Genomic DNA, 23,279 nt, shown 5'->3' with positions numbered 1-23,279 from the left:
AGCAGGTCGCGGGTACGGGCCGGAGGCGGTCAGATGACGAGGTCGGCGAGGCGGGCGCGGTGGGTTCTGGGCGGACCGAGAAGGACCTCGTCGCTCTTGGCCCGTTTGTAATAGAGATGCGCATCGTGTTCCCAGGTGAAACCGATGCCGCCGTGCAGCAGGAGCTGGTCGCGCGCCACCTCGAAGCAGGCGCGCCCGGCGTACGCCTGGGCCAGCGCGGCGGCCTCCGGCAGCTCGCCCGGGGCCTCGTCGGCGGCCCAGGCGGCGTAACGCACGATCGCGTCGGCCTGCTCCAGCTTGCAGTGCATGTCGGCCAGCTTGTGCTTGACCGCCTGGTACGAGCCGATCTGGCGGCCGAACGCCATCCGGATCTTGCTGTAGGCCACGATCGCGCCGAGTCCCGCGCGCAGCACGCCGAGCTGCTCGGCCGCGAGCGCCACGGAGATCAGGTCGAAGGCCCGTGCGAGCCCCCGTGCGGCGGCCTCCCCGCCGCCGACGAGCCGGCCGGGAGCGCCGTCGAAGGTCACGCGGGCCTGGCGGCGCGTGAGGTCGAGCGTCGTCAGCGGCGTACGGCCGACGCCCGGGGCGCCCGGCTCCACCGCGTACACCGCGTCGTGGTCGCCCGTGATGACCAGGATGAGGTCCGCGTCGGCGCCGTTGAGCACCACAGGGACCTCGCCGCGCAGCGTGCCGCCCGACACGGTGACGCCGCCGGGGTTGCCGGGGAGCGGCGCGAGGGTGGCCACCGTGGTCCCGGCGGCGATGCCCGCGAGCAGGTCCTCGGCGCCGGCGAGCTCGGTGAGGACGATGGTGGCGAACACGGTGGCGAGCAGCGGTCCGGGCAGGAGCGCGGCACCGGTCTCCTCCAGGACCACGGCCAGGTCGGCGTGCCCGGCCCCCGCGCCGCCGTGCTCCTCGGGGACGATCAGGCCCGCCAGCCCGAGCTCACCGTTGAGCCTCCGGTAGACCGCCCGGTCGTAGCCGTCGGTGGTCTCGACGTCCTGGCGGACCTTGGCGAGCGGGGAGACCGCGCCGAGGAAGGACCGGACGGCGGCGCGGAGCTCGCTCTGCTCGGCGGACAGGACGAGCCTCATGCCTGCGTACCCACTTTCAGGTCCTTGAAGGGCACCTTCTTGTCGACCCGCGGCTCGGGGGGCAGGTCGAGCACCCGGTCTCCGATGATGTTGCGCATGATCTCGTTGGTGCCCCCGCCGAGGGACATGGCCGGGGCGAGGGCGATCGCGCCGGCCAGTCCGCCCTCGCCCTCGTACGCGACGGCCTCCGGGCCGGCGAGCGAGACGGCGAGGTCGGCCTGGAAGTTGACGAGCTCGGCGAGCAGGAGCTTGGCGGCGCTGCCCCGCGCACCCGGGAAGACGCCGGCCTTGGTCTCCTGCGACAGCTTGGCGTTGAACAGCGCGAGCGCGCGGCTCCTGATGTGGAGCTCGACGAGCCGGTCGCGCACCAGGGGGTCGGCGGCGTCGACGATCTTCCGCAGGCTCTCGAACGACGCCGGATTGTCGCGCTGGCCGCTCATGCCGACCCCGCTGGAGATCGACAGCCGCTCGTGCAGGAGCGTGGTGACCGCGCAGCTCCAGCCGTCGTTGACCTCGCCGATGACGTTCCCCGGGGCGATGTGCACGTCGTCGAAGAAGATCTCGTTGAAGTGGGCGTGCCCGGTCATGTCCTTCAGCGGCCGTACGGTCACGCCGGGAGCGCGCATGTCGACGATGAGCATCGTCAGGCCCTTGTGCTTGGGCACGTCGACGTCGGTGCGCGTGAGCAGCAGGCCGAAGTCGGCGTGCTGGGCGACCGAGGTCCAGACCTTCTGGCCGTTGACGATCCAGCCGCCGTCATCGGCGGGGGCGGCCCGGGTCTGGAGGCTCGCCACGTCGCTGCCCGCGCCGGGCTCGGAGAACAGCTGGCACCAGATCTCCTCGCCGCGCAGGATCCTCCTGATGTGGCGGGCCTTCTGCTCAGGGGTGCCGAGGTCGACCAGCGTGGGACCGCACATGCCGAGTCCGATCGAGAACACGTAGGTCGGCAGCGTGACCCCGCCCGCCTCGGTGGCGAAGGCGCGTTCCTCGGCCTGGGTGAGGCCCTGGCCGCCCCACTCGGCGGGCCAGGTGATGCCGGAGTAGCCCGCGTCGTGGAGCCGGGCCATGAAATCCCTCGCGGAGGCGAGACCGTCCTCGTCCGAGGCGCCCTCGGCCCGGGCTCCGGGGGCGTTGGCCGCGAGCCAGCTCCTGGCGCGCCGCTGGTACTCCTCAAGGTCCATGTTCACTCCACCGCCTGGGCATCAGTGAGCACTTACTCTAACCAGCGGCGAATCGGGCGTACAGATCATCCCTCTGTTCGGCCGGTGAGCGAAGACGGATCACCACGCCACTCCCGGAGTAGTGAGCGAAACGTCCAGCCGGGGCGGCACGGGGGTCCGGGAATGGGCACGATGCGGAGCCGTGAGCGACAGGAATCTTCTCAACGGCCGCACTTTCATCATGATCAGCTCGACGGCGAGCGAGGTGAACGCCGTCGATCCCACGCGGTTCGCCTACGAGGAGGCGGACGGTCTCATCTGGGGCAGCTACACCGGCGACACCGTGACCCACGGCCGGTTCGTGGGCACCAGGGACGACGACCGCATCGAGATCATGTACGTCCACGGGCTCAAGGCGGGCGGCCGCGCCTCCGGACGCAGCGACAGCCGCATCGAGCCACTTCCCGACGGCCGCCTCCGCCTGGTGGAGCAGTTCACCTTCGACGGCGACGGCACCCCCCAGACCAGCGTCTGCGAAGAGGTCTGATCAGATCTCCCAGCCGAACCGCCGTACGGCGGCGCCGTCATCGCCGCACCACGACCCACCGTCCGGCGCCGGAAGCAAACCGCCCATAGCGGGGCGGGGGTCGGGGGCGGCCGGCCAGACGTCCCGGGGTCAGGTGTCCTTGTGCATGTCGGCGCGCCCTTCGGCGGCGCCGACGAAGCGCATCTTGCCGAGGGGTACGTTCGGCGGGGGCGGGGGTTCGGCGGCGGGCGGTCTGCGGGGCGCCTGCCCGGGGCGGCGGTCGGAGGGCAGCACGTACGGCCGCTTGAGCACCTCGTCCAGGATGAAGACCGTCTCGGTGGCCTTGACGGCGGGGATGCTCGCCAGGCGCTCGGTCACCAGCGCGTGCACCGCCGCGACGTCGGCCATCCTGACCTGGATCATCGCGTCGTGCTGCCCGGTGGTGATCGCGCAGTACTCCACCTCGGGCATCTGCGCGAGCTGGGCGCGGAACTGCTTCCACATCTGCTGCCGCACGGTCACGAACACCAGCGCGGTGATCCCGAGACCGGCCCGCAGGTGGTCGACCTCGGCGGTGAACCTCTTGATCACACCGTCCGCGCGCAGCGCCTCGAACCTGGTGTAGGCGCTCGCCCGGGAGATCCCGACCCGCTCGGCCAGCGCCGCGACCGAGATGCGGCCGTTCTCCCGCAGGACCTCCAGGATCTTCATGTGCGTCGAGTCGAGCTGGAGGCCGATGCCGATCCGTCCAGGGACCCCGGTCCCGGGCGACGGCGAGCCTGACATTTCGGTCATACCTTGTTCCTAAGCGTCATATCCGTCTCGGCTTCCCGCCATGAGCTGGACGTTCCATCGGACAATCCTGGACGACACGCTAACAATCGTCTACATAGCACCAATTCCGGAGGACACAGAATGGCGACCCGTCCGCGGCGCCGTACGGCATGGCAGGCGAAGGCGGCTCTGCTGCCGGTACTGCTCACCGGCGCGCTCTCCCTCGCCGCCTGCTCCGGTGGCAGCACGCCCACCACGTCGTCGCAGAGCGGCGGCGCGAGCAAGACCCTGGTGATGGACGCCTCCTTCACCCTCAAGACCGCGGACCCCGGCCGCAACTACGAGCCGACCGGGCTGCTCATCGGCAAGGCGCTCTACGACACCCTGCTGACCTTCGAGGGCTCCGACGTCACCAAGCCGGTGCCCTCCCTCGCCGAGTCGTACGAGCAGTCCGCCGACGGCAAGACGCTCACGCTGAAGCTCAAGCAGGGCGCCACCTTCTCCGACGGCTCCCCGGTCACCGCCGACGACGTCGTCTTCTCGCTCGACCGGGTGCGCGACCTGAAGGGCAACCCGTCCTTCCTGCTCGACGGGGTCGAGGTGGCCAAGACCGACGAGACGACCGTCACGCTGACCTCCAAGACCGCCAACCCGGCGCTGCCGTTCATCCTCCCGAACCCCGCCCTCGGCATCGTGAACTCCAAGGTCGTCAAGGAGCACGGCGGCACGGCCGACACCTCCGACAAGGCCGAGCAGTACCTCAACGGCGCCTCCGCCGGCTCCGGGCCGTACGAGCTGGAGTCCTTCAACGCCCAGTCGCGGGTGGTGCTGAAGGCCAACGCCAAGTACTGGGGCGCGAAGAAGCCCGTGTACACCAAGGTCGTGCTGCGCAACGTCGAGTCCGCCACCCAGAAGCTGAACGTGCAGCGGGGTGACAGCCAGGTGGCCCTGGACCTGTCCGGTGACCAGATCAAGGGCGTCGCCGGAGACATGCAGACCACCAAGACCGCCTCGGCGAACGTGGTCTTCATGCTCGCCAACCAGGACCCGGGCGTCAGCAAGGTGACGAACAACCCCAAGGTCGTCGAGGCCATCCGCAAGGGCGTCGACTACCAGGGCCTGCTGGAGCTCGCCGGCGAGGGCTCGGTCCAGGCGCCGGGCGTGATCCCGACGATGCTGCTGGGCGCGCTGCCCGCCGACCAGGCCGTCAAGCGGGACGTGGAGGGCGCCAAGGCGGCCCTCGCGGCCAGCGGCGTGAGCAACCCGAGCGTCAAGCTGGAGTACCCGAGCGACATCACGCTCCAGGGCCTGTCGTTCCAGCCCTTCGCCGAGCGCATCCAGGCCAACCTCAAGGAGGTCGGCATCACCGTCGAGCTGGCCCCCGCCCCGGTGGCGACCGCGCTCGACAACTACCGCAACGGCAAGGAGGAGCTCGGCCTGTGGTACTGGGGCCCGGACTACCCGGACCCGACCGACTACCTGGCCTTCCTCCCCGGCAAGACGGTCGGCCTGCGCGCCGGCTGGAAGGCGGGCGCCGACAAGGAGCTGGAGGCCGCGGGCGACAAGGCCGCGACGACCATCGGCGACGACGCGCGCAAGCAGATGTACGTCGACATCCAGAACACGCTCAACGCGTCGGGGCCGTTCGTCCCGCTGGTCCAGCCCAGCCAGAACATCGTGACGGCCGCCTCCGTCACCGGCCTCGCGTTCCACCCGGTGTGGACGGTCGATGTCGCAGCCCTCGGCGCCAAGTGACGCCTCGGCGGGCGGCACGGCTCCGCGCCGTGCCGCCCGCACGGGTGTAAGGGGGCTGCGGCATCCGCTGGCGCGGTTCCTGCTCCGCAGGATCGCCGCCGCGGTGCTGCTCGGCTTCGGGATCACGCTGGTCACGTTCGTCCTGACCAACCTCGTGCCGGGCGACCCCGTGACGGCCAACCTCGGCCAGCGCGCGCTGGGCGACCCGGCGATCGTGGCGCAGTTCCGCGCCGAGCACGGCCTGGACAAGCCGCTGCCCGCGCAGTACCTGACGTACCTCGGCGGGCTCGTCCAGGGCGACCTCGGCATGAGCCAGCAGAGCCATCGGGCCGTCCTGACCGACCTGGCGGAGTTCGTCCCCTCCACGATCGAGCTGGCCGGCGGGGCGATCGTGATCTCGCTGATCGCGGGCGTCGCGTTCGGCGTCGTCGCCGCGCTGCGCCGCGACCGGCTGTCGGACCAGATCCTGCGCGTGACGAGCCTCATCGGCATCTCCGTGCCGACGTTCTGGCTCGCGCTGGTGGCGTTCTACGTGTTCTTCTTCCGCCTCCAGATCACCCCGGGCAGCGGGCGCATCGCCCCCGACATGAGCCCCCCGCCGGACGTCACCGGCCTGTACACGGTCGACGCCGCGCTCGCGGGGCAGTGGGACGTGTTCTCCTCGGCCGTGGGCCACCTGATCACCCCCGCGCTCGTGCTCGCCGCGTACACCATCGGGCTTTTGACCCGGTTCACGCGCTCGGCGGTGCTGGAGGTGCTCGGGCAGGACTATGTGCGCGCCGCGCGGGCCAAGGGCCTGCCGGGCCGCGTCATCCTGTTCCGGTACGTGCTGCGCTCGGCGCTGGTGCCGATCATCACGGTCGCCGGCCTGGCGTTCGGCAGCCTGCTGTCGGGCACCGTGCTGGTCGAGTCCGTGTTCGCCAGGCCCGGCATCGGCCAGTACGCCTACAAGAGCGCCACGACCCTCGACCTGCCCGCCGTCATGGGCGTCGGCCTGGTGGTCGGCGGCGTGTACGTCCTGATCAACCTGGTGGTCGACATCCTGTACGGGATCATCGACCCGAGAGTGAGACTGTCGTGACTCCGTGCACGGGCATCGACCCGAGAGTGAGACCGTCGTGAGCCCGCGCATGGGCACCGGCCCGAAAGTGAGCCCGCGCATCGGCCTCGGCCCGTGGGCCGGCGCCCGCCCGGGAGTGAGGCCCGCGTGAGGATCCTTTCGCGCCTGCCCGAGGCGTGGCGGCAGCCCCTCGCCGTCATGGGGGCCGTGGTGGCCCTCGCCTGGCTGGTGATCGCCGCCGCCGCTCCCCTGCTCGCGCCGCACGACCCGCTGGCCCAGGACCTGCCCCGGCTGGCCTCCCCCGGCCCCGGGCACTGGTTCGGCACCGACCAGCTCGGCCGCGACATCCTGTCCCGGATCATGTACGGCGCCCGGGTGTCCATCCCGCTGACGCTGCTGCTGGTCGCGCTGTCCCTGCTGATCGGCGGCGCCCTCGGCGCCAGCGCCGGATATTTCGGTAGATGGGTGGGGGAAGGGATCATGCGACTGGCCGACCTGGTCTTCGCGTTCCCCACCGTGATCCTCGCGATGGTCGTCGCCGCGGCGCTCGGGGCGAGCCTGACCAACGCGGTGCTGGCGGTCCTGGTCGTGGCGTGGCCCGCCTACGCCCGCGTGACCCGCGGGCTGGTCCTCGGCATGCGGGAACGCGAGTTCGTGCTCAGCGGCCGGCTGCTCGGCTTCTCCGCCTGGCGCTCACTGCGGGTGGACGTGCTCCCCAACGTGACAGGACCCATCCTGGTGCTCGCCACGCTCGACATCGGCACGGCGCTGCTCCTGCTGTCCGGGCTCTCCTTCCTCGGGCTCGGGGCCAAGCCGCCGTCCCCCGAGTGGGGCGCGATGGTCGCCTCCGGCGTGGAGGTGTTCGACAGCTGGTGGGTCGCGACCTTCCCTGGCCTCGCCATCCTGACCGTCGTGCTGGCGTTCAACTTCCTCGGCGACACGCTGCGCGACGCCCTGGACCCCCGTACGGCCCGCGCGATCAAGGAGCGTGCGCTGTGAGCTCACCGGACACCGCCACCGTGCTGAGCGTCGAGGGGCTGAAGGTCTCCATCGGCGGGCACGAGATCCTGCGCGGGGTCGACATCGGCCTGCGGCCCGGCCGCGTCCACGGCCTTGCCGGCGAGAGCGGCTCCGGCAAGACCATGACGGGTCTGGCCGCGCTCGGCCTGCTCCCCCACGGCGCCCGCACGTCCGGCCGCGTCGTCCTCGACGGCGGCCGGAACCTGCTCGAACTGCCCCAGCGCGACCTGAACAGGGTCAGGGGACACGAGATCGCGATGGTCTTCCAGGACCCGGCGACCAGCCTGCACCCGATGCTGTCGATCGGCCGCCAGATCACCGAGCACATGCGCCACCACCTGGGGCTCGGCAGGGCCGAGGCGCGGGCGCGGGCGGTCGAGCTGCTCGGCCAGGTGCGGATCCCGGGGGCCGCGGCGGCGGTCGACCGCTACCCGCACCAGTTCTCCGGCGGGATGCGCCAGCGCATCGCCATCGCCATCGCGCTGGCGTGCGGCCCGAAGGTCCTGATCGCCGACGAGCCGACCACCGCGCTGGACGTCACCGTCCAGGCCGGGGTCCTGCGGCTGCTCAGGAGCCTGTGCGACGACCTCGGGCTCGCCGTGCTGCTGGTGACGCACGACCTCGGCGTCATGTCGGCGGTGGCGGACGAGGTCAGCGTCATGAGGGAGGGGCTCGTGCTGGAGACGGGCCCGCGCGCCCAGGTCCTGCGCACGCCGGAACATCCCTACACCCGCGCCCTTCTGGACGCACTTCCAAGGGAGGGCTCGTGAGCCTGCTGACCGTGGACGACCTGGTCGTCGACCACCGGACGCCGGGCCGTCCGGCCGTACGGGCGGTGGCGGGGGCCAGCCTGAGCGTGGCGGCCGGCGAGGTCGTCGGCCTGGTCGGCGAGTCGGGCTGCGGCAAGTCCACGCTGGCGCGGGCGGTCTGCGGGCTCACCGCCGCCTCCGGCGGGACGATCGCGTTCGAGGGCGGGCAGGTGGCCCCCCTCGGCCTGCGCCGCAGGGACCGGGCGCTGACCAAGATCCAGATGGTCTTCCAGGACCCCTACGCCTCCCTCAACCCCCGGCGGCGGATCGGCGCGCAGATCGCCGACGGCCTGGAGACCGCGCGCGACCGCGAGACGACCCCCGGCGGCATGCTGGAGCGGGTGGGGCTGCCCGCCCAGATGGCCGGGCGCTACCCGCACGAGTTCTCCGGCGGGCAGCGCCAGCGCATCGCGATCGCCCGCGCGCTGGCGGCGCGTCCCTCGCTGCTCATCGGGGACGAGCCGATCTCCGCGCTCGACGCCTCCGCCCAGGCGCAGGTGGCGACGCTGATGCGCAACCTCGCCGTCGAGTCGGGCGCCGGGCTGCTGTTCATCAGCCACGACCTGTCCGTCGTACGGCTGATCGCGGACCGCATCGCCGTGATGTACCTCGGGAAGATCGTCGAGACCGGTCCGACGGCCGAGATCTGGGCGAACCCCCGCCACCCGTACACCCAGGCGCTGCTGCGGGCGATCCCGGAGCCGGACGGGCTGGGCAGGCTGCCCCAGGAGCTGCCGGGCGACGTGCCCGACCCCGCGGACCCGCCCGCGGGGTGCCGTTTCCATCCGCGCTGCCCCATGGCGATGGACGTCTGCGCGGAGAAGGAGCCCGCCCCCGGGCCGGTGTCCTGCTGGCTGTATCCGCGGGCATGACCGGGGAGGTCATGGCGGACGTGCTCGCACGGATGTCCGCGGCCGGGCTGGACGCGCTGGTGCTGCGCCCCTCACCCGACCTGCGGTACGTCGCCGGCCGGGACGTCTCCGGGTTCCTCGTGCTCGTCCCCGGGCTGCCGCCGGGGTTCGCGGCCGACGCCGCCGAGGCCGCGGCGCTGATCCCCGCCTCGGTGTCGCGGGTGGGGGTCGACGCGCAGATGCGGGCGCACGAGTTGTTCGTGCTCCGCGTCGACGCCGACCTGGTGCTGGCGTCGGCGGTGCTCGACCCGCTGCGGGTCACCAAGCGCCCGGACGAGATCGCCGCGATCGCGCGGGCGGCGGCGGCGACCGACGGCGTGCTCGCCCTGGCACGCGAGCTGTCCTGGTTCGGCGCCACGGAGCGGGTCATGGCTCGGCGGCTCGCCACCGAGTCGGGCGCCGAGGGCGTGCTCTCGGTCGTCGTGGCGGCGGGCGAGAACACCGCGAGGCCGCGCCACACGCCGGCCGGCCGGGTGATCAACCCGGGCGACGCCGTGTCGATCAGGGTGACTGCCGAGTCGGACGGGTATCACGCGCACGCCAGCCGGGGATTCGTCGTGGCCGAGCCGCCCGAGGACTTCGACGCGGTCTACGCGGTCCTGCTGTCCGCGCGCGACGCGGCGGCCGAGGCCGTACGCCCGGGGGTGACGGCCGCGGAGGTCGACGCCGCCGCCTGGAGCGTGCTCGACGAGAGCGGGTACGGCGCCTACGTCACGCGCGGGACGGGTTACGGCGTCGGGCTGGACCGCCGTGAGGCACCGTGGCTCACCGCCGCGGACCGCACCGTGCTCGCCCCGGGCATGACCATGACGATCGAGCCGGGGATCCACGTGCCCGATCTTTACGGGGCCCGGGTCGGCGATGTGGTGGAATGCACGGACACCGGAGCCCGGACGATGAACCAGATGCCCCGCGCGCTGCATGTCCTTGATCCATAGTTTCTGCCATCTTGCCCTTTCGCTGCCCTGACCTCGAATGATCCGGTTTTAGGGTGATCATGAGGCGGACAGGGGGGCGCGGTGAGGCTCTGGCGCGACTGGTCCGTACGGACTCGGCTGACGTGGGTCGCCAGCGTCGTGATGGCCTTGGCGTGCGCGGGCGTGAGCGTGCTCGTCTTCCTGGGCGTGCGCGACCTGGCCATGAGCGAGAGGCGCCAGCAGATCGTTCTGGCCGATCTCCACGTGGGCCGCCTCATCAGGCTGGGCAGGCTTCCCCCGGTCCTCCCCCCGCAGAAGGTCGCGGCCGTCCAGGTGGTGGACGACACCGGGCGGATCGTCTCGTCGACCAGGCAACTGGTCGGCAAGCCGCTGATGGCCGACATCGCACCCCCGGACGAGCATGGTGAGTCCCACGGGGTGAAGTGCTCGCTGCCGGGGCACAAGGGCACCTGCATGAACGTGGTCGTCACGCGGTACTACCGCAAGGAGGGCGACTGGCTCATCTACGGCGCCGATCCGGTGGTCCCCTGGTACGTCAACTCCGCGCTGGTCGCGATCCTCGGGATCGGCTCGCTGTTCGTGGTCACGGCCACGGCGCTCGGCATGTACCGCATCGTCGGCAGGGCCCTCGCCCCCGTGGACAGCGTGCGCAGGGAGCTGACCGAGATCACCGCGTCGGACCTGAGCCGCCGGGTGCCGCTGTCCTTGCACCGCGACGAGATCAGGAACCTGGCGGAGACCGTGAACGAGACCCTCGACCGGCTGCAGCAGGCGGTGGAGCGGCAGCGCCGCTTCGCCTCCGACGCCGGCCACGACCTGCGCAGCCCGATCACCGCGATGCGCGCGCAGGTGGAGGACGCGCTGATGCACCCCGAGGACACCGACTGGGTCAAGACCTCCGAGTCCCTGGTCGTGAGCCTCGACCGGCTCCAGGCCATCGTCACCGACCTGCTGGTGATCGCGCGGCTCGACTCCGGCGAGAAGGTCACCCGTGACTACGTCAACGTCGCCGAGCTGGTGCGCACCGAGGTCGGCCGCCGCTTCCGGGGCAAGCGGATCGCACTGGACCTCCAGCACGGCGTGGTCGTCAGCGGCGACCGGCTCCAGCTCGTACGCCTGCTCACCAACCTGCTCGACAACGCCGAGCGGCACGCCATGTCCACGGTGACCATCTCGGTGCGCCGCGACGTCCACCACGCCGTGCTGGAGGTCATCGACGATGGCGAGGGGATCGCGCCCGAGCAGCGGGAGATCGTGTTCCAGCGCTTCACCCGGCTGGCCGCCGGCCGCGAGAAGGACAAGCAGGGCACCGGGCTCGGCCTCGCGATCGCCAGGGACATCGCCGAGCAGCACGGCGGGTCGCTCACCATCGAGGACTCCCCCAAGGGCGCCCGCTTCGTCCTGAGGGCGCCCCTCCTCACCGTGCGCAGTCCCGGCTGATGGCCTCTCCCGGCGACCCACCCGGACCGGACGGTACCCCCGGCGCGCACAGGGAGGAGAGCACGGCCGGCGCGCACGGGCAGGAGGGCGCGGACCCGCGCCGGTGGAAGGCGCTGACCGTCTGCCTGGTCTCCGGCTTCATGACGTTGCTGGACGTGAGCATCGTCAACGTGGCCCTGCCCTCCATCCGCGTCGGGCTGCACGCCCCGCCGAGCGACCTGCAGTGGGTGGTCTCGGGGTACGCGCTCGCCTTCGGGCTGGTGCTCGTCCCCTCCGGCCGGTTCGGCGACACCCACGGGCGGCGGAGCGCGTTCATCTCCGGCGTCGTCCTGTTCACCCTCGCGAGCATGGCCGCCGGGGCCTCTCCGGGGTCGACCTGGCTGGTCGTCGCGCGGATCGTCCAGGGGGCCGCGGGCGGGTTGATCAACCCGCAGGTCAGCGGCCTGATCCAGCAGCTCTTCCGCGGCGCGGAGCGGGGCCGGGCGTTCGGGCTGCTGGGCGCCACGATCGGCATCTCCACCGCGATCGGCCCCCTGCTCGGCGGCCTGCTCATCCAGCTCGGCGGCCGGCAGGACGGGTGGCGCTACGTCTTCTACGTCAACATCCCGATCGGCATCCTCGCCATAGTGCTGGCGTACCACTACATCCCCGGCGGCGGGGCCAGGAGGCGGCGGGAGGACATGGATCCCGTGGGCGTGCTCCTGCTGGCCACCGCCATCTTCCTGGTGCTCCTGCCGCTGGTGGAGGGGCAGCGGTGGCACGGCACCGGGAGGTGGCTGCTCATACCGGCGGGGCTGCTGGTGCTGGCCTTGTACGCGGGCTGGGAGCGGTGGTACGGGCGGCGGCACGAGCCGATGGTCGACCTCTCGCTGTTCCGGAGGCGCTCGTACGCCCTCGGCGCGCTGATCGGGATGCTCTACTTCGGCGGATTCACCGCGATCTTCTTCATCCTCACCCAGTACCTCCAGGAGGGCCTCGGGTACTCGGCCCTGCACGCCGGGCTGGCCAGCACGGCGTTCGCGGTGGGGGCCGCGCCGAGTGCCGCGCTGGGCGGGCGGATCGTCACCCGGATCGGCCGCCGGCTGGTCGCGCTGGGCCTGGTGCTGGTCACGGTGGGGCTGACCGCCCTGGACCTCGTGGTGCGGCTGATGCCCACGCCGAAGGTGGGCTGGGCAATGGCGGTGCCGCTGTTCGTCGCGGGCCTCGGCAGCGGCCTGGTCGTCTCGCCGAACCAGACTCTGACCCTGTCGGAGGTGCCGATCTCCAGGGCCGGCACCGCGGGCGGGGTCCTCCAGACGGGGCAGCGGATCGGCGCCTCCGTCGGCATCGCGGCGGTGGGCTCCGCGTTCTTCTCCCAGGTGGCCTCGACCCACGGCGACTACGCGCGCGCCTTCAGGCACGCGCTGCTGGTCAACATCGCGTTCCTCCTGGCCGCCCTGGTGGCCGCCCTCATCGACGTCCTCGCCGAACACCGGACCCGCTCAGCCTCACCCCGCACCCCGCCATGACCTCGGGTCAGCCCCACACGTGCCGACCTAGTCGGCGCCCCTGCGACCCGGCCTGAACCCGCAGACCCATGGCGCCTCAGCCCACCCTGAACCCGCGGACCCATGGCGCCTCAGCCCACCCTGAACCCGCGGACCCATGGCGCCTCAGCCCACCCTGAACCCGCAGACCGGTGGCGCCTCGGCTCACCCCGTGTGCTGGTGGGACCTCAGCTCGTCGAGCATGCCGTGCAGGTGAGCCGCGGCGACCTCGACGTCGGTGTAGTCGAGCCGGGCCGCCCGCACCTCGGCCGCGATGACACCGCACCGATGCACCTTCTCGAAGTCCCCGTACGGGAACTTGTACCTGGACTTGGTCTCTTCACCGGACTCGTCGTCCTCGGCGAGATGCCACTTCGCGTACTCCGCGAACCCGTGCTTCTCGATGAAGTCGTTCTCCTGCCGGGTGGACGGCTGGTGCTCGCTCCAGTCGTCCATCTCGTCCAGGACGTAATGCCCTTCGTCGATCAGCCTCTTCGCGAACTCGAACGACCGTTTACTCAGCCTCACAGTCATGCTGTCCTCCAACGTGTACGAACCCACCGCCGCAACGGCCCGGGCACGTGACTTCCACGCCTGGCACTTTCATGCTATTACCTGCGAAAACACGACAATGATCGCCTCATGCCCCGCAGGTCCACGTATCCCCCACACCCCCGCTCCACACCCCACCACCACTACCGGGCGCCGACACCGCCTGCCCTGCGGCGGTGTCGACGCCCGGCGACCACCGCTTGTGGCGGGGCATGTGCCGGGCGGGCAGAACGGTGTTCACCCGTCAAGTGCTGGACGGGTGGGTAGGAGAGAACATCACCCAATGGCCCGCGTTCTCATCTGAACAACGCCAAAGGGCCTCGAAACCCGGGTGTCCACGGCTTCGAGCCCCTTCGTCGTGCTGAACGCGCGCGGTACTAGACCAGGTTGGCCGCGTACACGGACACGTCGATCTCGCTCACCTGGTCGGCACCCATCGCAAGTGCCAGTTTGCGGTATCGCCGCGCCTCATCGCCGCGGTTACTCCGTTCGAGAGTCCTGGCCAGCGCCTCGTACGCCCATCCGTTGGCCGGGTCGAGCTCCAACAGCCGCCGGAAGGTCGCCTCCGCGCGGCCAAGCTGGGCGCTGTGGAAGTAGGCCCGGCCCAGCAGCTCGACAGCCGCCCGGTTACCCGGATCCCGCTCCACGATCGGAGCGAGAATGCGCCCCGCCTCCGGGTAGTCCTTCGCGTCGAAGAACATCATTCCCCGCTGGTACTCGTCGTAGGACATCGGCTCGTGCCCCTTCCCGGGAGCGTCCGCCGCACCGGCGGACCACCCACCGCCCCCTCAACACCGCCACGTACCACCGTCTTCCCGGCGCCTCACCGGCTGACAGTTCGGGTTGCTTTCGCATGCCGCCCAACCCGTGCCACTGCGCGTCACGACCAGGGGAACCCGGAACGTCACGTTCGGGCGCGCCGGGGGGCACAGGCCTAGACGCGGCTGAGGTGTTTCATCCGTCGCCCGGTGAGGTCAACACTTGGGTGACAACACACGGCCCACCCGTCAGCCCCTTGACGGGTGGGCCGTCGAACATCCCCGCCCTCGCACATGCCTAACGAGTACGGGCCATCAGCGGTCGGCTCGGCAGGCGCCCTCACCAGCTCCAAGACGGGCGCAGAGGTGGGTCACTTCTTCGCGCAGGTGGTGCCGTTGAGGGTGAAGGTGGCCGGTACGGCGTTGGTGCCGGTGTAGGTGGCCTGGAAGCCGAGGCTCGCCGTGCCGCCGTTCGCGCCGATCGTGCCGTTCCAGTCCGCGTTCTTCACCGTGACCTGGGCTCCGGACTGCGTGGTGACGCCGTTCCAGGTGTTCGTGATCTTCTGGGTGCCGGTGAAGGCGAACGCCAGGGTCCAGCCGTTGATCGCCGCGCTCCCGCCGTTGGTGAGGGTCACGTCGGCGGTGAACCCGCTCCCCCAGTCGTTGACCTTGTAGACCACCGAGCAACCACCGGGCGAGACGGTCGGCGTGGGAGTGGGGGTGGGGGTCCGTGTCGGAGTGGGCGTGGGTGTCGGAGTGGGCGTAGGCGTCGGGGTCGGGGTGGGCGAAGGGGAGGTGGAGCCGCCGCTCTTGGCCGTCATCCGGGCCGAGTGCGCGCGGAACACCGCCAGCGCCGGGTCGCCGCTCTTCACGCTGTGCGGGTCGCCCCCGGCGTTCTTGTCCGGATACCACCAGAAGGCCGAGCCGTCCCCGTCCCTGGCCTCGAAGTCGGCGTAGAGCGCGTTCCACCAGGTCACCCGGTCGGCGTTGCCCTCGGTGTTGAACTCCCCCAGGAAGAACGGCTTGCCGACCACGTCGTGCGAGTCGGAGATCCACCGGCCGATCAGGGTCTTGGTCTGGTCGAGGGTCAGGTTGGCCCAGCTCGCGTTCGGATAGGGGTGCGCGGAGGTGAAGTCGACGTACGGCGACTGGTGGATGTAGACGAACGGGTTGCCCTCGTCGCCGCCGAAGCCGTATCTCGACTCGTGCCCTTCCAGCCCGGTGCCGACCATGTGGTTGGAGTCGATGCCCTTGACGTAGGAGGCCATCTCGTCGACCCACTTGCGCAGGGTGGCGCCGCTCTTGTTCTCGTCGGCGCTGACGTCCTGGTAGCGCGGCTCGTTCATGAGCTCCCAGGCGAAGATGCCCGGCTCGTCCTTGTACTTCACGCCGCTGTAGTGGTTGGTCCGGTTGAGCGCGTAGTTGACGTAGTTCTTGTACTGGGTGAAGCAGCCCGGGCACTTGGCCTTGTCGAAGAAGACGGCCCGGCCGGGGTGCCCGCCGTTCAGTCCCTCCCACTTGAGCCGGGTGTCGATGCCGCCGTAGGCCTCCCAGTAGTTCTCGAACACCGGGATGAGCCGGATGTCGTGCGCCTTGGCCGACTGGATGACGTAGTCGAAGAGCGCGAACTGCTGGTCGTTGTAGACGCCCTTGGCGGTCTCGAACCCGTGCCAGCTCTCGTGGCTGAACATCCACAGCCGCAGCACGCTCACCTTGTCGGCCTGCAGCTCGGCCATATGCGCGTCTATGCGGGCCTTGTCCATGTACTGCGTCTCGGTGTCCCCGTAGCTGCCGCCGTAGGTGAACACGTCGTAGGTGTTCGTCCCGGCGAAGTAGTACGGCTTGCCATTGAGGCAGAAGTGGACGCCGCAGCGCTGCACGAACCCCGAGATCGCCGCGTTGGCGCCGGAGAGGGTGAGCGTGACGGTGCCGGCGGCGATGGCCAGCACCAGTGACAGCAGCAGATATACCGGTCGGATCCGTCGTCTCATGATGTTCCTTGCCACGGCGGCGAGTGGGAGCGCTCCCATAACCATCACGCCCTTCGCCCCACCGCAACCGCACGCGCCACGACCCCGTCGGACCACCGGCCCCACCTGCGCACGGCCGGACGGAGCCCGCCGGAACCCGTGAAACGTTCACCACGGAAACCGGCGGGCGCCGCCCGGCGGCGGGTTCAGGACGCCGCTGTCACTCTGCCCGCCTGGATGACCGTGCGGCGCTCGGGGCCCGCCCACAGGACCGACGGGTCGCCGAACGGGTCGCCGTCCAGGATCACCAGGTCCGCGACGGCGCCCGGCTCGATGCGGCCGAGGTCCGGGCGGCCGATGAGGTCGGCGTTCACGGACGTGGCCGACCGCAGCGCCTCCAGGGCGCCCTCGACCTCGACCTGGAGCCGGAGCCCGTTGAGCTGCTCGTCGTCGAGCGCGCCCATGAGGTCGGTGCCGAAGCCGATGCGCACCCCCTCGGCCCTCGCGATCTCGACCGCCCGGCGCCCGGACTCCAGCACCTCGGCGTTCTTGGCCCGGGGGATTGGGCCCAGCCCGAGGTCCGCACCTCGCCTGTCCATCGCGTCGTACGTCGCGAGGGTGGGCACCAGGAAGGCGCCGTGCCCGGCCATCAGCTTCGCGGCCGGCCGGTCGAGGAGGTTGCCGTGCTCGATCGAGCGCACGCCGTTCTCGACCGAGTGCGCGATCGCCTCGGGCGAGTAGGCGTGGGCCGCCACGTAACTGCCCCGGCGCGACGCCTCTCCGGTGACCGCGCGAACCTCCTCGGGCGAGTACTGCGGAACCCGGATCGGGTCGGTCAGCGAGACCACCCCGCCAGAAGTCATGATCTTGATGGCGTGGGCGCCCCGCCGGAAGCGGTCGCGTACGGCCCGGCGCAGCGGGTCCACGCCGTCCACGATCTCTCCGGTGTGGCTCCCGCAGGCACACAGGTCCTGGTCACCCGGGCGGGGATCGCCGTGCCCGCCGGTCTGGGTCAGGGCCGGCCCCGTGTACAGGTAGCGGGGCGAACGGATCAGGCCCTGGGCGATGGCCTTCGCCAGTCCAGGGTCCCCTCCGGCGACGTCTCGCACGGTCGTGAACCCCCGGCCGAGCGCGGCGCCGAGCCTGCGGGCCCCGGCCAGCGCGAGGTAGCTCAGCGGGGCCGACTCGATCTCCAGCAGGCTCAGTGAGACGCCGTAGGCGTGGAAGTGGGCGTCGATGAGACCGGGGATGACCGTGCCGCCCCGCGCGTCGACCACCCGCTGCGCGGCCGGCGCGGCGCCGCCGACCTGGACGACGATGCCGCCGGAGATGTGCACAGGGCCGTCCGAGAGCTCGGCCGACCGGCCGTCGAAGACGGCGGCGTTGACGATGGTCAGGTCTCCCGCGAGCGAGGAACCCATTTCAGCACCCCTTTCCGGCGGTGCCACGAGGGCTCGCCGCGACGATTTGGATCATACGGTCGCCCCGCCCCGGAGCCCCGCGGTCGCGTCGAGGTCGACCTGGAAGGTGTCCGGATCCACCACGACACCGTAGTCGCGGGCGGCCGCGGCCGCGGTCACGAAGCCGTTGCGCACGTCCTTGGCGACCCGCTCCGGCTCGCGCTCGAACGGGTCGCCGTACCCGCCGCCACCGCCGGTGTTGTTGACCAGCACGTCACCGGCCGCCAGGCGGTTGTAGCTGCCGCCCTGCGTCACCTCGCGGTCGGTGCCGGGGTTGAGCACGATGTGGTTGTTCTCCCCCGGCCGCCCGTCCCCGATCGGCCACGGCTTGGTCCTGGTCTTGTAGACCAGGCAGATGCCGGTGGACGGCGCGGTGAACCGGTACGTCCGCCCGACGCCGACGCCGCCGCGGTGCCTGCCCGCGCCTCCGGTGTCCGGCCGGTAGCCGTAGGACTCGATGAACATCGGCGACTTGGTCTCGAGGATCTCGACGGGGTTGTTGCGGCATCCGGGCTCGGACAGGTGCATGATCCCGTCCTCGCCGTCGCCCCGGGCGTGCCCGCCGAACCCGACCGCCTCGTTGGTCGCCTCCAGCCACGCCTCGCCGTTGCGGGGGTTGACCCCGAGGCCCATCATCGAGCTGACGTCACCGCCGGAGCACGCGGGCACCCGGTCCGGCATGCCCTGCGCGAGCGCCTTCAGCACGACCTCGCCGCCGAGCAGCCCGGTCCACAGGGTGAAGGTCGGCATGGGCGGCACCGCGTGCATCACGGATCCGGGTTCGGTGACGACGCGCATCGGCCGGAAGTTCCCGGCCACCACCGAGGTGTCGGGGGTCGTCAGCGCCTTGAAGATGAGGCTGCAGAAGGCCTCGGTCTGGCCCACGGGAAGGTTGATGGGCCCCCTCACGTCACGGTCGCTGCCGGTCCAGTCGATGACCATCTCGTCGTCGTTGATCGTGACCGTGACCTGCATCTTGATCAGGCGGTCGAGGTCGACACCGTCGTTGTCGACGAAGTCGTGGGCGGTCCAGGTTCCCTTGGGGAGCTTGGCCAGGGCCAGGCGGGCGAGCTTCTCACCGTGGTCGTTGATCGCGTCCATCGCGCCGAGGAGGGTCTCGGCGCCGTACTTGGCCGCGATCTCCTGGGTGCGGCGGACGCCGGTGACGCAGGCGGAGACCTGCGCCTGGATGTCGCCGATGGTCCGTTCCGGCATCCGGCTGTTGAAGCGGATGATGTTGAAGATGTCGTCGTTCTGGACCCCGCCCCGGTAGAGCTTGGTGGCCGGGAAGAAGAGCCCCTCCTGCGACATGTCCGTGGAGTCCAGGACGTATCCCGGGTCCTTCTGCTTCAGGTCGAGCACGTGGATCCGGCAGGAGGCGAAGCCGATGAGCTCGTCCTGGTGATGGATGGGGGCGAAGACCAGCGGGTCCAGCGTGTGGGCGGAGGACCAGTACGGGTAGTTGAGGATGACGACGTCGCCGGGCCGCAGGCCGTCCTCGCCGAGGAACTCCACGGCCTTCTTGATGCCGTGGTCGTTCCCCCGGGTGAACACCGCGATGCCGGGCGCGTCCGCGACGACGTCCCCCTTGGCGTCGTGGATGCCGATGCCGTAGTCGTGGATCTCGTACACCACGGTGTTGTACGCCGTGCGGCACAGGTTGCGGGCCATCTCCTCCGCCGCGGCGAGCAGCCCGTGCCGGATGATCTCTGTGGTGATGGAGTCGTTCATCGGTTGAACTCCTTGGTTCCGGAGGCGACGGTTCCAGAGGCGACGGTTTCAGGGGCGAAGGTTCCCGGGGCGACGGAGATGACCAGTTCGCCGTACGGCCCGACCGTGAGGCGGTCCCCTGCGTGGATGACGGAGGTGGCCGTGTGCTCGGCGATCACCGCGGGGCCCTCGATGGCGTCGCCGGCCAGCAGCGACTCGCGGGTGTAGAGGGCGTATCCGGCGGCCGGCCGGTCCGCCGACAGGTGGACGGCGCGGGTGCCCTCGGCCGAAAGCGAGCCGGACTCCCGCCGCGCCACCAGTGGCAGCGCGGGTTTGTCCACCGATCCCGTGGCCCGAAGGCGAAGCGTCGTGACCTCGACCGGGTCGCCCATCGTGTGCCCGTACTGCCGCTCGTGCAGCCTGGCGAAGCTCTCCGCGACCCGGGTGACCATGTCGTCGGCGCTCGCGGGGAAGGCCACGGTCACCGAGTGCTCCTGGCCCGCGTACCGGACGTCCAGCGACCGGGCGAGGGTCACGCTCCGCTCGCCGAACCCCTCGCCCGCCAGTTGCGCCAGGGCCTCGCGCTCCATCTCACCGTAGGAGGCCTCCACGGCCGAGGGGTCCAGCCCGTCCAGCGGCGATACCGAGGTGCGGGCGAAGTCGTGCTGCACGTCGGCCATCAGCATCCCGAAGGCGGAGAAGGCGCCCTGGCCCGGTGGGACGATGACGGTGGGAATGCCCAGCTCGCGCGCCACCTCGACGGCCACCAGCCCTCCGCCGCCGCCGAAGGACAGCAGGGCGAAGTCCTTCGGGTCACGGCCCAGCTCGACGGTGATCGCCCGCACCGCGCCCATGATCTTGGTGTTGGAGATACGGACGATGCCCCGGGCGAGCGCCTTGACGGTCATGCCCAGCTCGCCGGCGATCGGCTGGAGCGCCTTGTCGGCCAGGGCGGCGTCCAGGGTGAGCTTGCCGCCCAGCGGCGTGCCGCCGCCGAGGTATCCCAGCGCCAGGGCGGCGTCGGTGAAGGTGGGCGCCGTACCGCCCCGGCCGTAGCACGCCGGCCCGGGCACGGCGCCCGCGCTCTGCGGCCCGACCTGCAGCGCGCCGGCCTCGTCCAGCCACGCGATCGAGCCGCCGCCCGCGCCGATGGTGTGGATGTACAGCGACGGGGTGTTGATGGGCATCTGCTCGAACTCGGCCCCCTGGTACAGGACGGGCTCGTAATCGAGGATCAAGGACGCGTCGAGGCTGGTCCCGCCCATGTCGATCGTGATCAGATTCGGCCGGTCCAGGATCTTCGACAGGGCCGCCGCGCCGATGACGCCGCCGGCCGGGCCGGAGAGGATCAGGCTCACCGGCTGCTCCCGCGCCGAGCTCGCGGTCATCGCCCCGCCGCCGGAGCGCGTCATGAGGAAGCGCCCGCCGAACCCGCCCGAGGCGAGCTCTCCTTCCAGCGTGTGCAGGTAGTGGCGCACGATGGGCTTGACGTAGGCGTCCAGGACGGCGGTGCTGGTGCGCTCGTACTCCCGGTACTCGCGCGACAGTTCGTGCGACAGCGTGACCGCCACGCCGGGCGCGACCTCGGCGAGCACCTCCCGCATCCGCAGCTCGTGGCCGGGGTTGGCGTAGGAGTGCAGGAAGGCGACGGCCACCGACTGGTACCCGCGCGCGGCGACGACGGCCGCCACGCGCCGCGCGTCGTCGACGTCGAAGGGGGTGTGCACGGTGCCGTCGAAGCGGCTCCGCTCGGTCACCTCGAAGGTGTCGTGACGTTCGAGGAGCGCCGGCGGCTTGCGGTAGGTGATGTCGTAGTTGGTCCTGCGGTCGGTCCGCCCGAGAAGGTAGACGTCGCGGAAGCCCCTGGTGCCGATCACCGCGGTACGCGCGCCGGTGCGCGTCAGCAGCGCGTTCAGCCCAAGGGTCGTCCCGTGGGTGAACATCCCGATGTCCGTCATGGGCGCCCGTGCCACTCCGAAGGCGCTCATCACGCCCTTCGTCGGCGCTTCGGGCGTCGTGGGCACCTTGTCGAAGCGGAGTTCACCCGTCTCGGGGATCAGCTCGACGACATCGGTGAACGTCCCTCCGACGTCGATCGCCAGCCTGCTCGCCTTGTCCATCGTTGGCTTCCTTCCTGTCCGGGACGCCCGTGTCCGGCGCGGCCTCGGCGGGCCTCGGGATGACCTGCGGGGTTTCCCGGGTGTCATGGGCCGCGGTGGCCGCGAACGACCACGCACAGCCTGACTTCGCCTGTTCAGGAGGGGTGCGGCGAGCCGCACAGCGGCGGCGTCCCGCACTGTGCGGGGCGCCCAGGGGAGGGCTGGACCGGTTTCTACAGTTTCTGCCACGTCGTCGGGCATCGACGGGCGGCCACCGTCCAATCCGTTCGGAGGAACACATGATCCGCAGTGTTCTCTACCTCAGACCGCTCCCCGGCAAGGAGGGCGACCTGGAGGAGTTCTACGCCCGCCACGGTGTGCTGGACCGGGCACTGTCCCTGCCGGGCTGTCACGGGGCCGCGTTGCATCGCCCCGCCGAGCCGGGCGGGCCGTACCTGGTCACCGCTACGTGGACCGGCGAGTCCGACTACCAGCAGTGGCTCGGCGACCCCTGGCGCCAGCGGATCACCGGAGAGCTGGGCGACCTGCTCGACGGCGGCCCCCGCGCCGACCAGGGCGGCGGGCTCTACACGATCGTGGCGGCGGCCGGCGACGAGACCGGTGACGAGGAAGCGGCTCAATGAGAAGCGGGATGCACATGCACATCAAGAAAAAGGGACTCGCCCTCGGTGTCGTGGCCGGGGTGCTCGCGCTGAGCACCGCCTGCGTCGCGCCGGAATCGGACACCACGGCGACGGGCACGGCTTCCGCGGAATCATCGGCCGCTTCGAACGCCGGGCACAAGCGCATCGCCTTCTTCGGGTTCGCGCGTGCCAACTCGTTCGCCGCGGCCACCTGGGCGGGCATCGAGGAGTACGCCAAGGCCAACGACGCGGAGGCCGAGTTCTTCGACCCCAACTTCGACGCCCAGGCCCAGGTGCAGCAGATCCAGGACGCGGTGACGTCCAAGCGCTTCGACGTGTTCGTCGTGCAGGCCAACGACGGCGCGGCCGTGGTGCCCGCGGTCAAGCAGGCGGTGGCGGCCGGGATCACCGTGGTGGCCGAGTTCACCCCGGTGGGCACCCGCTATGACACCGCCGAGTCGCAGGTGCCCGGCGTGATCACGCTTCTGGACGTTCCGGTGGACAACGGCCGCAAGCTGGGCGAGCTCGGCGTGGCCGCCTGCGAGAGCAAGAAGCTCGACCCGTGCGAGGTCGCGTACCTGGAGGGCTTCAAGTCGCTCCCGCTGGACAACGCGCGCACCGACGCCGCCGTCAAGGCCCTCGAGGCCGGCGCCGGCGTGAAGCTGGTCGCCCGGGTCGAGGGCGGCTACACCAAGGAGAGCGGACGCAAGGCGACGCAGGACGTGCTCCAGTCGCACCCGGGCGTCGACGTCGTCATCGGCTCCTCCCAGGCCGTCGCGGGCGCCGAGGCCGTGCTCAAGGGCAAGGACGTGCTGCTGATCGGCAACGGCGGCTCCCGCCAGGCGGTGCGGGCCGTGCAGGACGGCCGCTGGTTCGCGATCTACTACCTGCCGGAGAAGTCCGCCGGCGCCAAGGCCGCCGAGCTCGGTCTCGCCAAGGCGCGCGGCCAGGAAGTGCCGACGACCAACAGCTCGACCGACCTGGCCCCCGGTGAGGGCAAGGGCACCAAGGACGTGCTCGCCGGAGTCCAGGGCGAGTACGACGAATAGCCGGAGCGGCACGGAAAGGGGTCA

General features: G+C 71.1%; 20 protein-coding genes. 11 read left to right on the top strand and 9 right to left on the bottom strand.

Annotated features, from left to right (window positions below; translation table 11 throughout):
- Window positions 1–29: 29 nt before the first annotated feature.
- Together OG589_RS04260 and OG589_RS04255 are read right to left on the bottom strand one after the other, a co-directional pair.
- Window positions 30–1,094, bottom strand: a complete 1,065-nt coding sequence (locus OG589_RS04260) for an acyl-CoA dehydrogenase family protein (protein ID WP_405146341.1) — start codon at window positions 1,092–1,094, stop codon at window positions 30–32.
- Complete coding sequence (locus tag OG589_RS04255) at window positions 1,091–2,275, bottom strand: acyl-CoA dehydrogenase family protein (RefSeq protein WP_405146340.1); 1,185 nt, start codon at window positions 2,273–2,275, stop codon at window positions 1,091–1,093. The genes OG589_RS04260 and OG589_RS04255 overlap by 4 nt, the downstream gene beginning before the upstream one ends.
- Window positions 2,276–2,456: 181 nt before the next feature.
- Between OG589_RS04255 and OG589_RS04250 the strand changes: the two genes are divergently transcribed.
- Window positions 2,457–2,801, top strand: coding sequence for a hypothetical protein (locus tag OG589_RS04250; RefSeq protein ID WP_405146338.1), 345 nt, complete (start codon window positions 2,457–2,459; stop codon window positions 2,799–2,801).
- Window positions 2,802–2,930: 129 nt separating this feature from the next.
- Here OG589_RS04250 and OG589_RS04245 read toward each other — a convergent pair whose 3' ends face one another.
- Complete coding sequence (locus OG589_RS04245; protein ID WP_405146336.1) at window positions 2,931–3,575, bottom strand: Lrp/AsnC family transcriptional regulator; 645 nt, start codon at window positions 3,573–3,575, stop codon at window positions 2,931–2,933.
- Window positions 3,576–3,695: 120 nt separating this feature from the next.
- Between OG589_RS04245 and OG589_RS04240 the strand changes: the two genes are divergently transcribed.
- The 8 genes from OG589_RS04240 (at window position 3,696) to OG589_RS04205 (ending at window position 12,995) form a co-directional block, all read left to right on the top strand.
- Window positions 3,696–5,309, top strand: coding sequence for an ABC transporter substrate-binding protein (locus tag OG589_RS04240; RefSeq protein WP_405146334.1), 1,614 nt, complete (start codon window positions 3,696–3,698; stop codon window positions 5,307–5,309).
- Entirely contained in the window at window positions 5,284–6,390 is a 1,107-nt protein-coding gene (locus OG589_RS04235; protein WP_405146332.1) for an ABC transporter permease, read from the top strand. Before OG589_RS04240 ends, OG589_RS04235 begins: the two co-directional genes overlap by 26 nt.
- Before the next feature lie 126 nt (window positions 6,391–6,516).
- Window positions 6,517–7,368 (top strand): ABC transporter permease, encoded by an 852-nt coding sequence (locus OG589_RS04230; protein ID WP_405146330.1) that lies wholly within the window; start codon window positions 6,517–6,519, stop codon window positions 7,366–7,368.
- A complete protein-coding gene (locus OG589_RS04225) occupies window positions 7,365–8,159 on the top strand; it encodes an ABC transporter ATP-binding protein (RefSeq protein ID WP_405146328.1) in 795 nt (264 codons plus the stop codon). Before OG589_RS04230 ends, OG589_RS04225 begins: the two co-directional genes overlap by 4 nt.
- On the top strand, window positions 8,156–9,070 hold the full coding sequence (locus OG589_RS04220; protein WP_405146326.1) for an ABC transporter ATP-binding protein: 915 nt from the start codon (window positions 8,156–8,158) through the stop codon (window positions 9,068–9,070). Before OG589_RS04225 ends, OG589_RS04220 begins: the two co-directional genes overlap by 4 nt.
- Window positions 9,067–10,047: a M24 family metallopeptidase gene (locus OG589_RS04215; RefSeq protein ID WP_405146325.1), complete on the top strand. Its 981-nt coding sequence runs from the start codon at window positions 9,067–9,069 to the stop codon at window positions 10,045–10,047. The genes OG589_RS04220 and OG589_RS04215 overlap by 4 nt, the downstream gene beginning before the upstream one ends.
- 81 nt (window positions 10,048–10,128) lie before the next feature.
- Window positions 10,129–11,487, top strand: a complete 1,359-nt coding sequence (locus OG589_RS04210) for a sensor histidine kinase (protein ID WP_405146323.1) — start codon at window positions 10,129–10,131, stop codon at window positions 11,485–11,487.
- Window positions 11,487–12,995, top strand: coding sequence for an MFS transporter (locus OG589_RS04205; protein ID WP_405146321.1), 1,509 nt, complete (start codon window positions 11,487–11,489; stop codon window positions 12,993–12,995). Before OG589_RS04210 ends, OG589_RS04205 begins: the two co-directional genes overlap by 1 nt.
- A gap of 183 nt (window positions 12,996–13,178) precedes the next feature.
- Here the strand turns inward: OG589_RS04205 and OG589_RS04200 are convergent, their stop codons facing one another.
- From OG589_RS04200 to OG589_RS04175, 6 genes are all read right to left on the bottom strand, one after another.
- Window positions 13,179–13,547, bottom strand: coding sequence for a hypothetical protein (locus tag OG589_RS04200; protein WP_405146319.1), 369 nt, complete (start codon window positions 13,545–13,547; stop codon window positions 13,179–13,181).
- 395 nt (window positions 13,548–13,942) lie between these two features.
- The gene (locus OG589_RS04195; RefSeq protein WP_392835085.1) at window positions 13,943–14,296 is read right to left on the bottom strand and encodes a tetratricopeptide repeat protein; all 354 of its coding nucleotides are present in this window, start codon (window positions 14,294–14,296) and stop codon (window positions 13,943–13,945) included.
- Window positions 14,297–14,694: 398 nt separating this feature from the next.
- Window positions 14,695–16,314 (bottom strand): cellulose binding domain-containing protein, encoded by a 1,620-nt coding sequence (locus tag OG589_RS04190; protein ID WP_405146316.1) that lies wholly within the window; start codon window positions 16,312–16,314, stop codon window positions 14,695–14,697.
- A 185-nt stretch (window positions 16,315–16,499) separates the two neighbouring features.
- A complete protein-coding gene (locus OG589_RS04185) occupies window positions 16,500–17,714 on the bottom strand; it encodes an amidohydrolase family protein (RefSeq protein WP_358557296.1) in 1,215 nt (404 codons plus the stop codon).
- 51 nt (window positions 17,715–17,765) lie between these two features.
- Window positions 17,766–19,484 carry a hydantoinase B/oxoprolinase family protein gene (locus OG589_RS04180; protein ID WP_405146314.1) on the bottom strand — a complete coding sequence of 573 codons (1,719 nt, stop codon included), beginning with the start codon at window positions 19,482–19,484 and terminating at the stop codon, window positions 17,766–17,768.
- Window positions 19,481–21,583: a hydantoinase/oxoprolinase family protein gene (locus OG589_RS04175; RefSeq protein ID WP_405146312.1), complete on the bottom strand. Its 2,103-nt coding sequence runs from the start codon at window positions 21,581–21,583 to the stop codon at window positions 19,481–19,483. Before OG589_RS04175 ends, OG589_RS04180 begins: the two co-directional genes overlap by 4 nt.
- Before the next feature lie 278 nt (window positions 21,584–21,861).
- Between OG589_RS04175 and OG589_RS04170 the strand changes: the two genes are divergently transcribed.
- Together OG589_RS04170 and OG589_RS04165 are read left to right on the top strand one after the other, a co-directional pair.
- Window positions 21,862–22,206 carry an antibiotic biosynthesis monooxygenase family protein gene (locus OG589_RS04170; RefSeq protein ID WP_405146310.1) on the top strand — a complete coding sequence of 115 codons (345 nt, stop codon included), beginning with the start codon at window positions 21,862–21,864 and terminating at the stop codon, window positions 22,204–22,206.
- Window positions 22,203–23,255, top strand: a complete 1,053-nt coding sequence (locus OG589_RS04165; protein WP_405146308.1) for a sugar ABC transporter substrate-binding protein — start codon at window positions 22,203–22,205, stop codon at window positions 23,253–23,255. Before OG589_RS04170 ends, OG589_RS04165 begins: the two co-directional genes overlap by 4 nt.
- The last annotated feature ends 24 nt before the right edge of the window (window positions 23,256–23,279 follow it).

Source organism: Sphaerisporangium sp. NBC_01403 (genome assembly GCF_045040145.1).
In the GTDB taxonomy this organism is placed as follows: Bacteria; Actinomycetota; Actinomycetes; order Streptosporangiales; family Streptosporangiaceae; genus Sphaerisporangium; species Sphaerisporangium viridialbum.
This window is presented reverse-complemented; position numbering and strand designations above follow the sequence as displayed.

Bases quoted from the DNA above. Each gene is read 5' to 3' on its own strand.
- OG589_RS04260 (WP_405146341.1), bottom strand. From the start codon at position 1,094: ATGAGGCTCGTCCTGTCCGCCGAGCAGAGCGAGCTCCGCGCCGCCGTC.
- OG589_RS04255 (WP_405146340.1), bottom strand. From the start codon at position 2,275: ATGGACCTTGAGGAGTACCAGCGGCGCGCCAGGAGCTGGCTCGCGGCC.
- OG589_RS04245 (WP_405146336.1), bottom strand. From the start codon at position 3,575: ATGACCGAAATGTCAGGCTCGCCGTCGCCCGGGACCGGGGTCCCTGGA.
- OG589_RS04240 (WP_405146334.1), top strand. From the start codon at position 3,696: ATGGCGACCCGTCCGCGGCGCCGTACGGCATGGCAGGCGAAGGCGGCT.
- OG589_RS04235 (WP_405146332.1), top strand. From the start codon at position 5,284: ATGTCGCAGCCCTCGGCGCCAAGTGACGCCTCGGCGGGCGGCACGGCT.
- OG589_RS04215 (WP_405146325.1), top strand. From the start codon at position 9,067: ATGACCGGGGAGGTCATGGCGGACGTGCTCGCACGGATGTCCGCGGCC.
- OG589_RS04205 (WP_405146321.1), top strand. From the start codon at position 11,487: ATGGCCTCTCCCGGCGACCCACCCGGACCGGACGGTACCCCCGGCGCG.
- OG589_RS04200 (WP_405146319.1), bottom strand. From the start codon at position 13,547: ATGACTGTGAGGCTGAGTAAACGGTCGTTCGAGTTCGCGAAGAGGCTG.
- OG589_RS04195 (WP_392835085.1), bottom strand. From the start codon at position 14,296: ATGTCCTACGACGAGTACCAGCGGGGAATGATGTTCTTCGACGCGAAG.
- OG589_RS04190 (WP_405146316.1), bottom strand. From the start codon at position 16,314: ATGAGACGACGGATCCGACCGGTATATCTGCTGCTGTCACTGGTGCTG.
- OG589_RS04185 (WP_358557296.1), bottom strand. From the start codon at position 17,714: ATGGGTTCCTCGCTCGCGGGAGACCTGACCATCGTCAACGCCGCCGTC.
- OG589_RS04180 (WP_405146314.1), bottom strand. From the start codon at position 19,484: ATGAACGACTCCATCACCACAGAGATCATCCGGCACGGGCTGCTCGCC.
- OG589_RS04175 (WP_405146312.1), bottom strand. From the start codon at position 21,583: ATGGACAAGGCGAGCAGGCTGGCGATCGACGTCGGAGGGACGTTCACC.
- OG589_RS04170 (WP_405146310.1), top strand. From the start codon at position 21,862: ATGATCCGCAGTGTTCTCTACCTCAGACCGCTCCCCGGCAAGGAGGGC.
- OG589_RS04165 (WP_405146308.1), top strand. From the start codon at position 22,203: ATGAGAAGCGGGATGCACATGCACATCAAGAAAAAGGGACTCGCCCTC.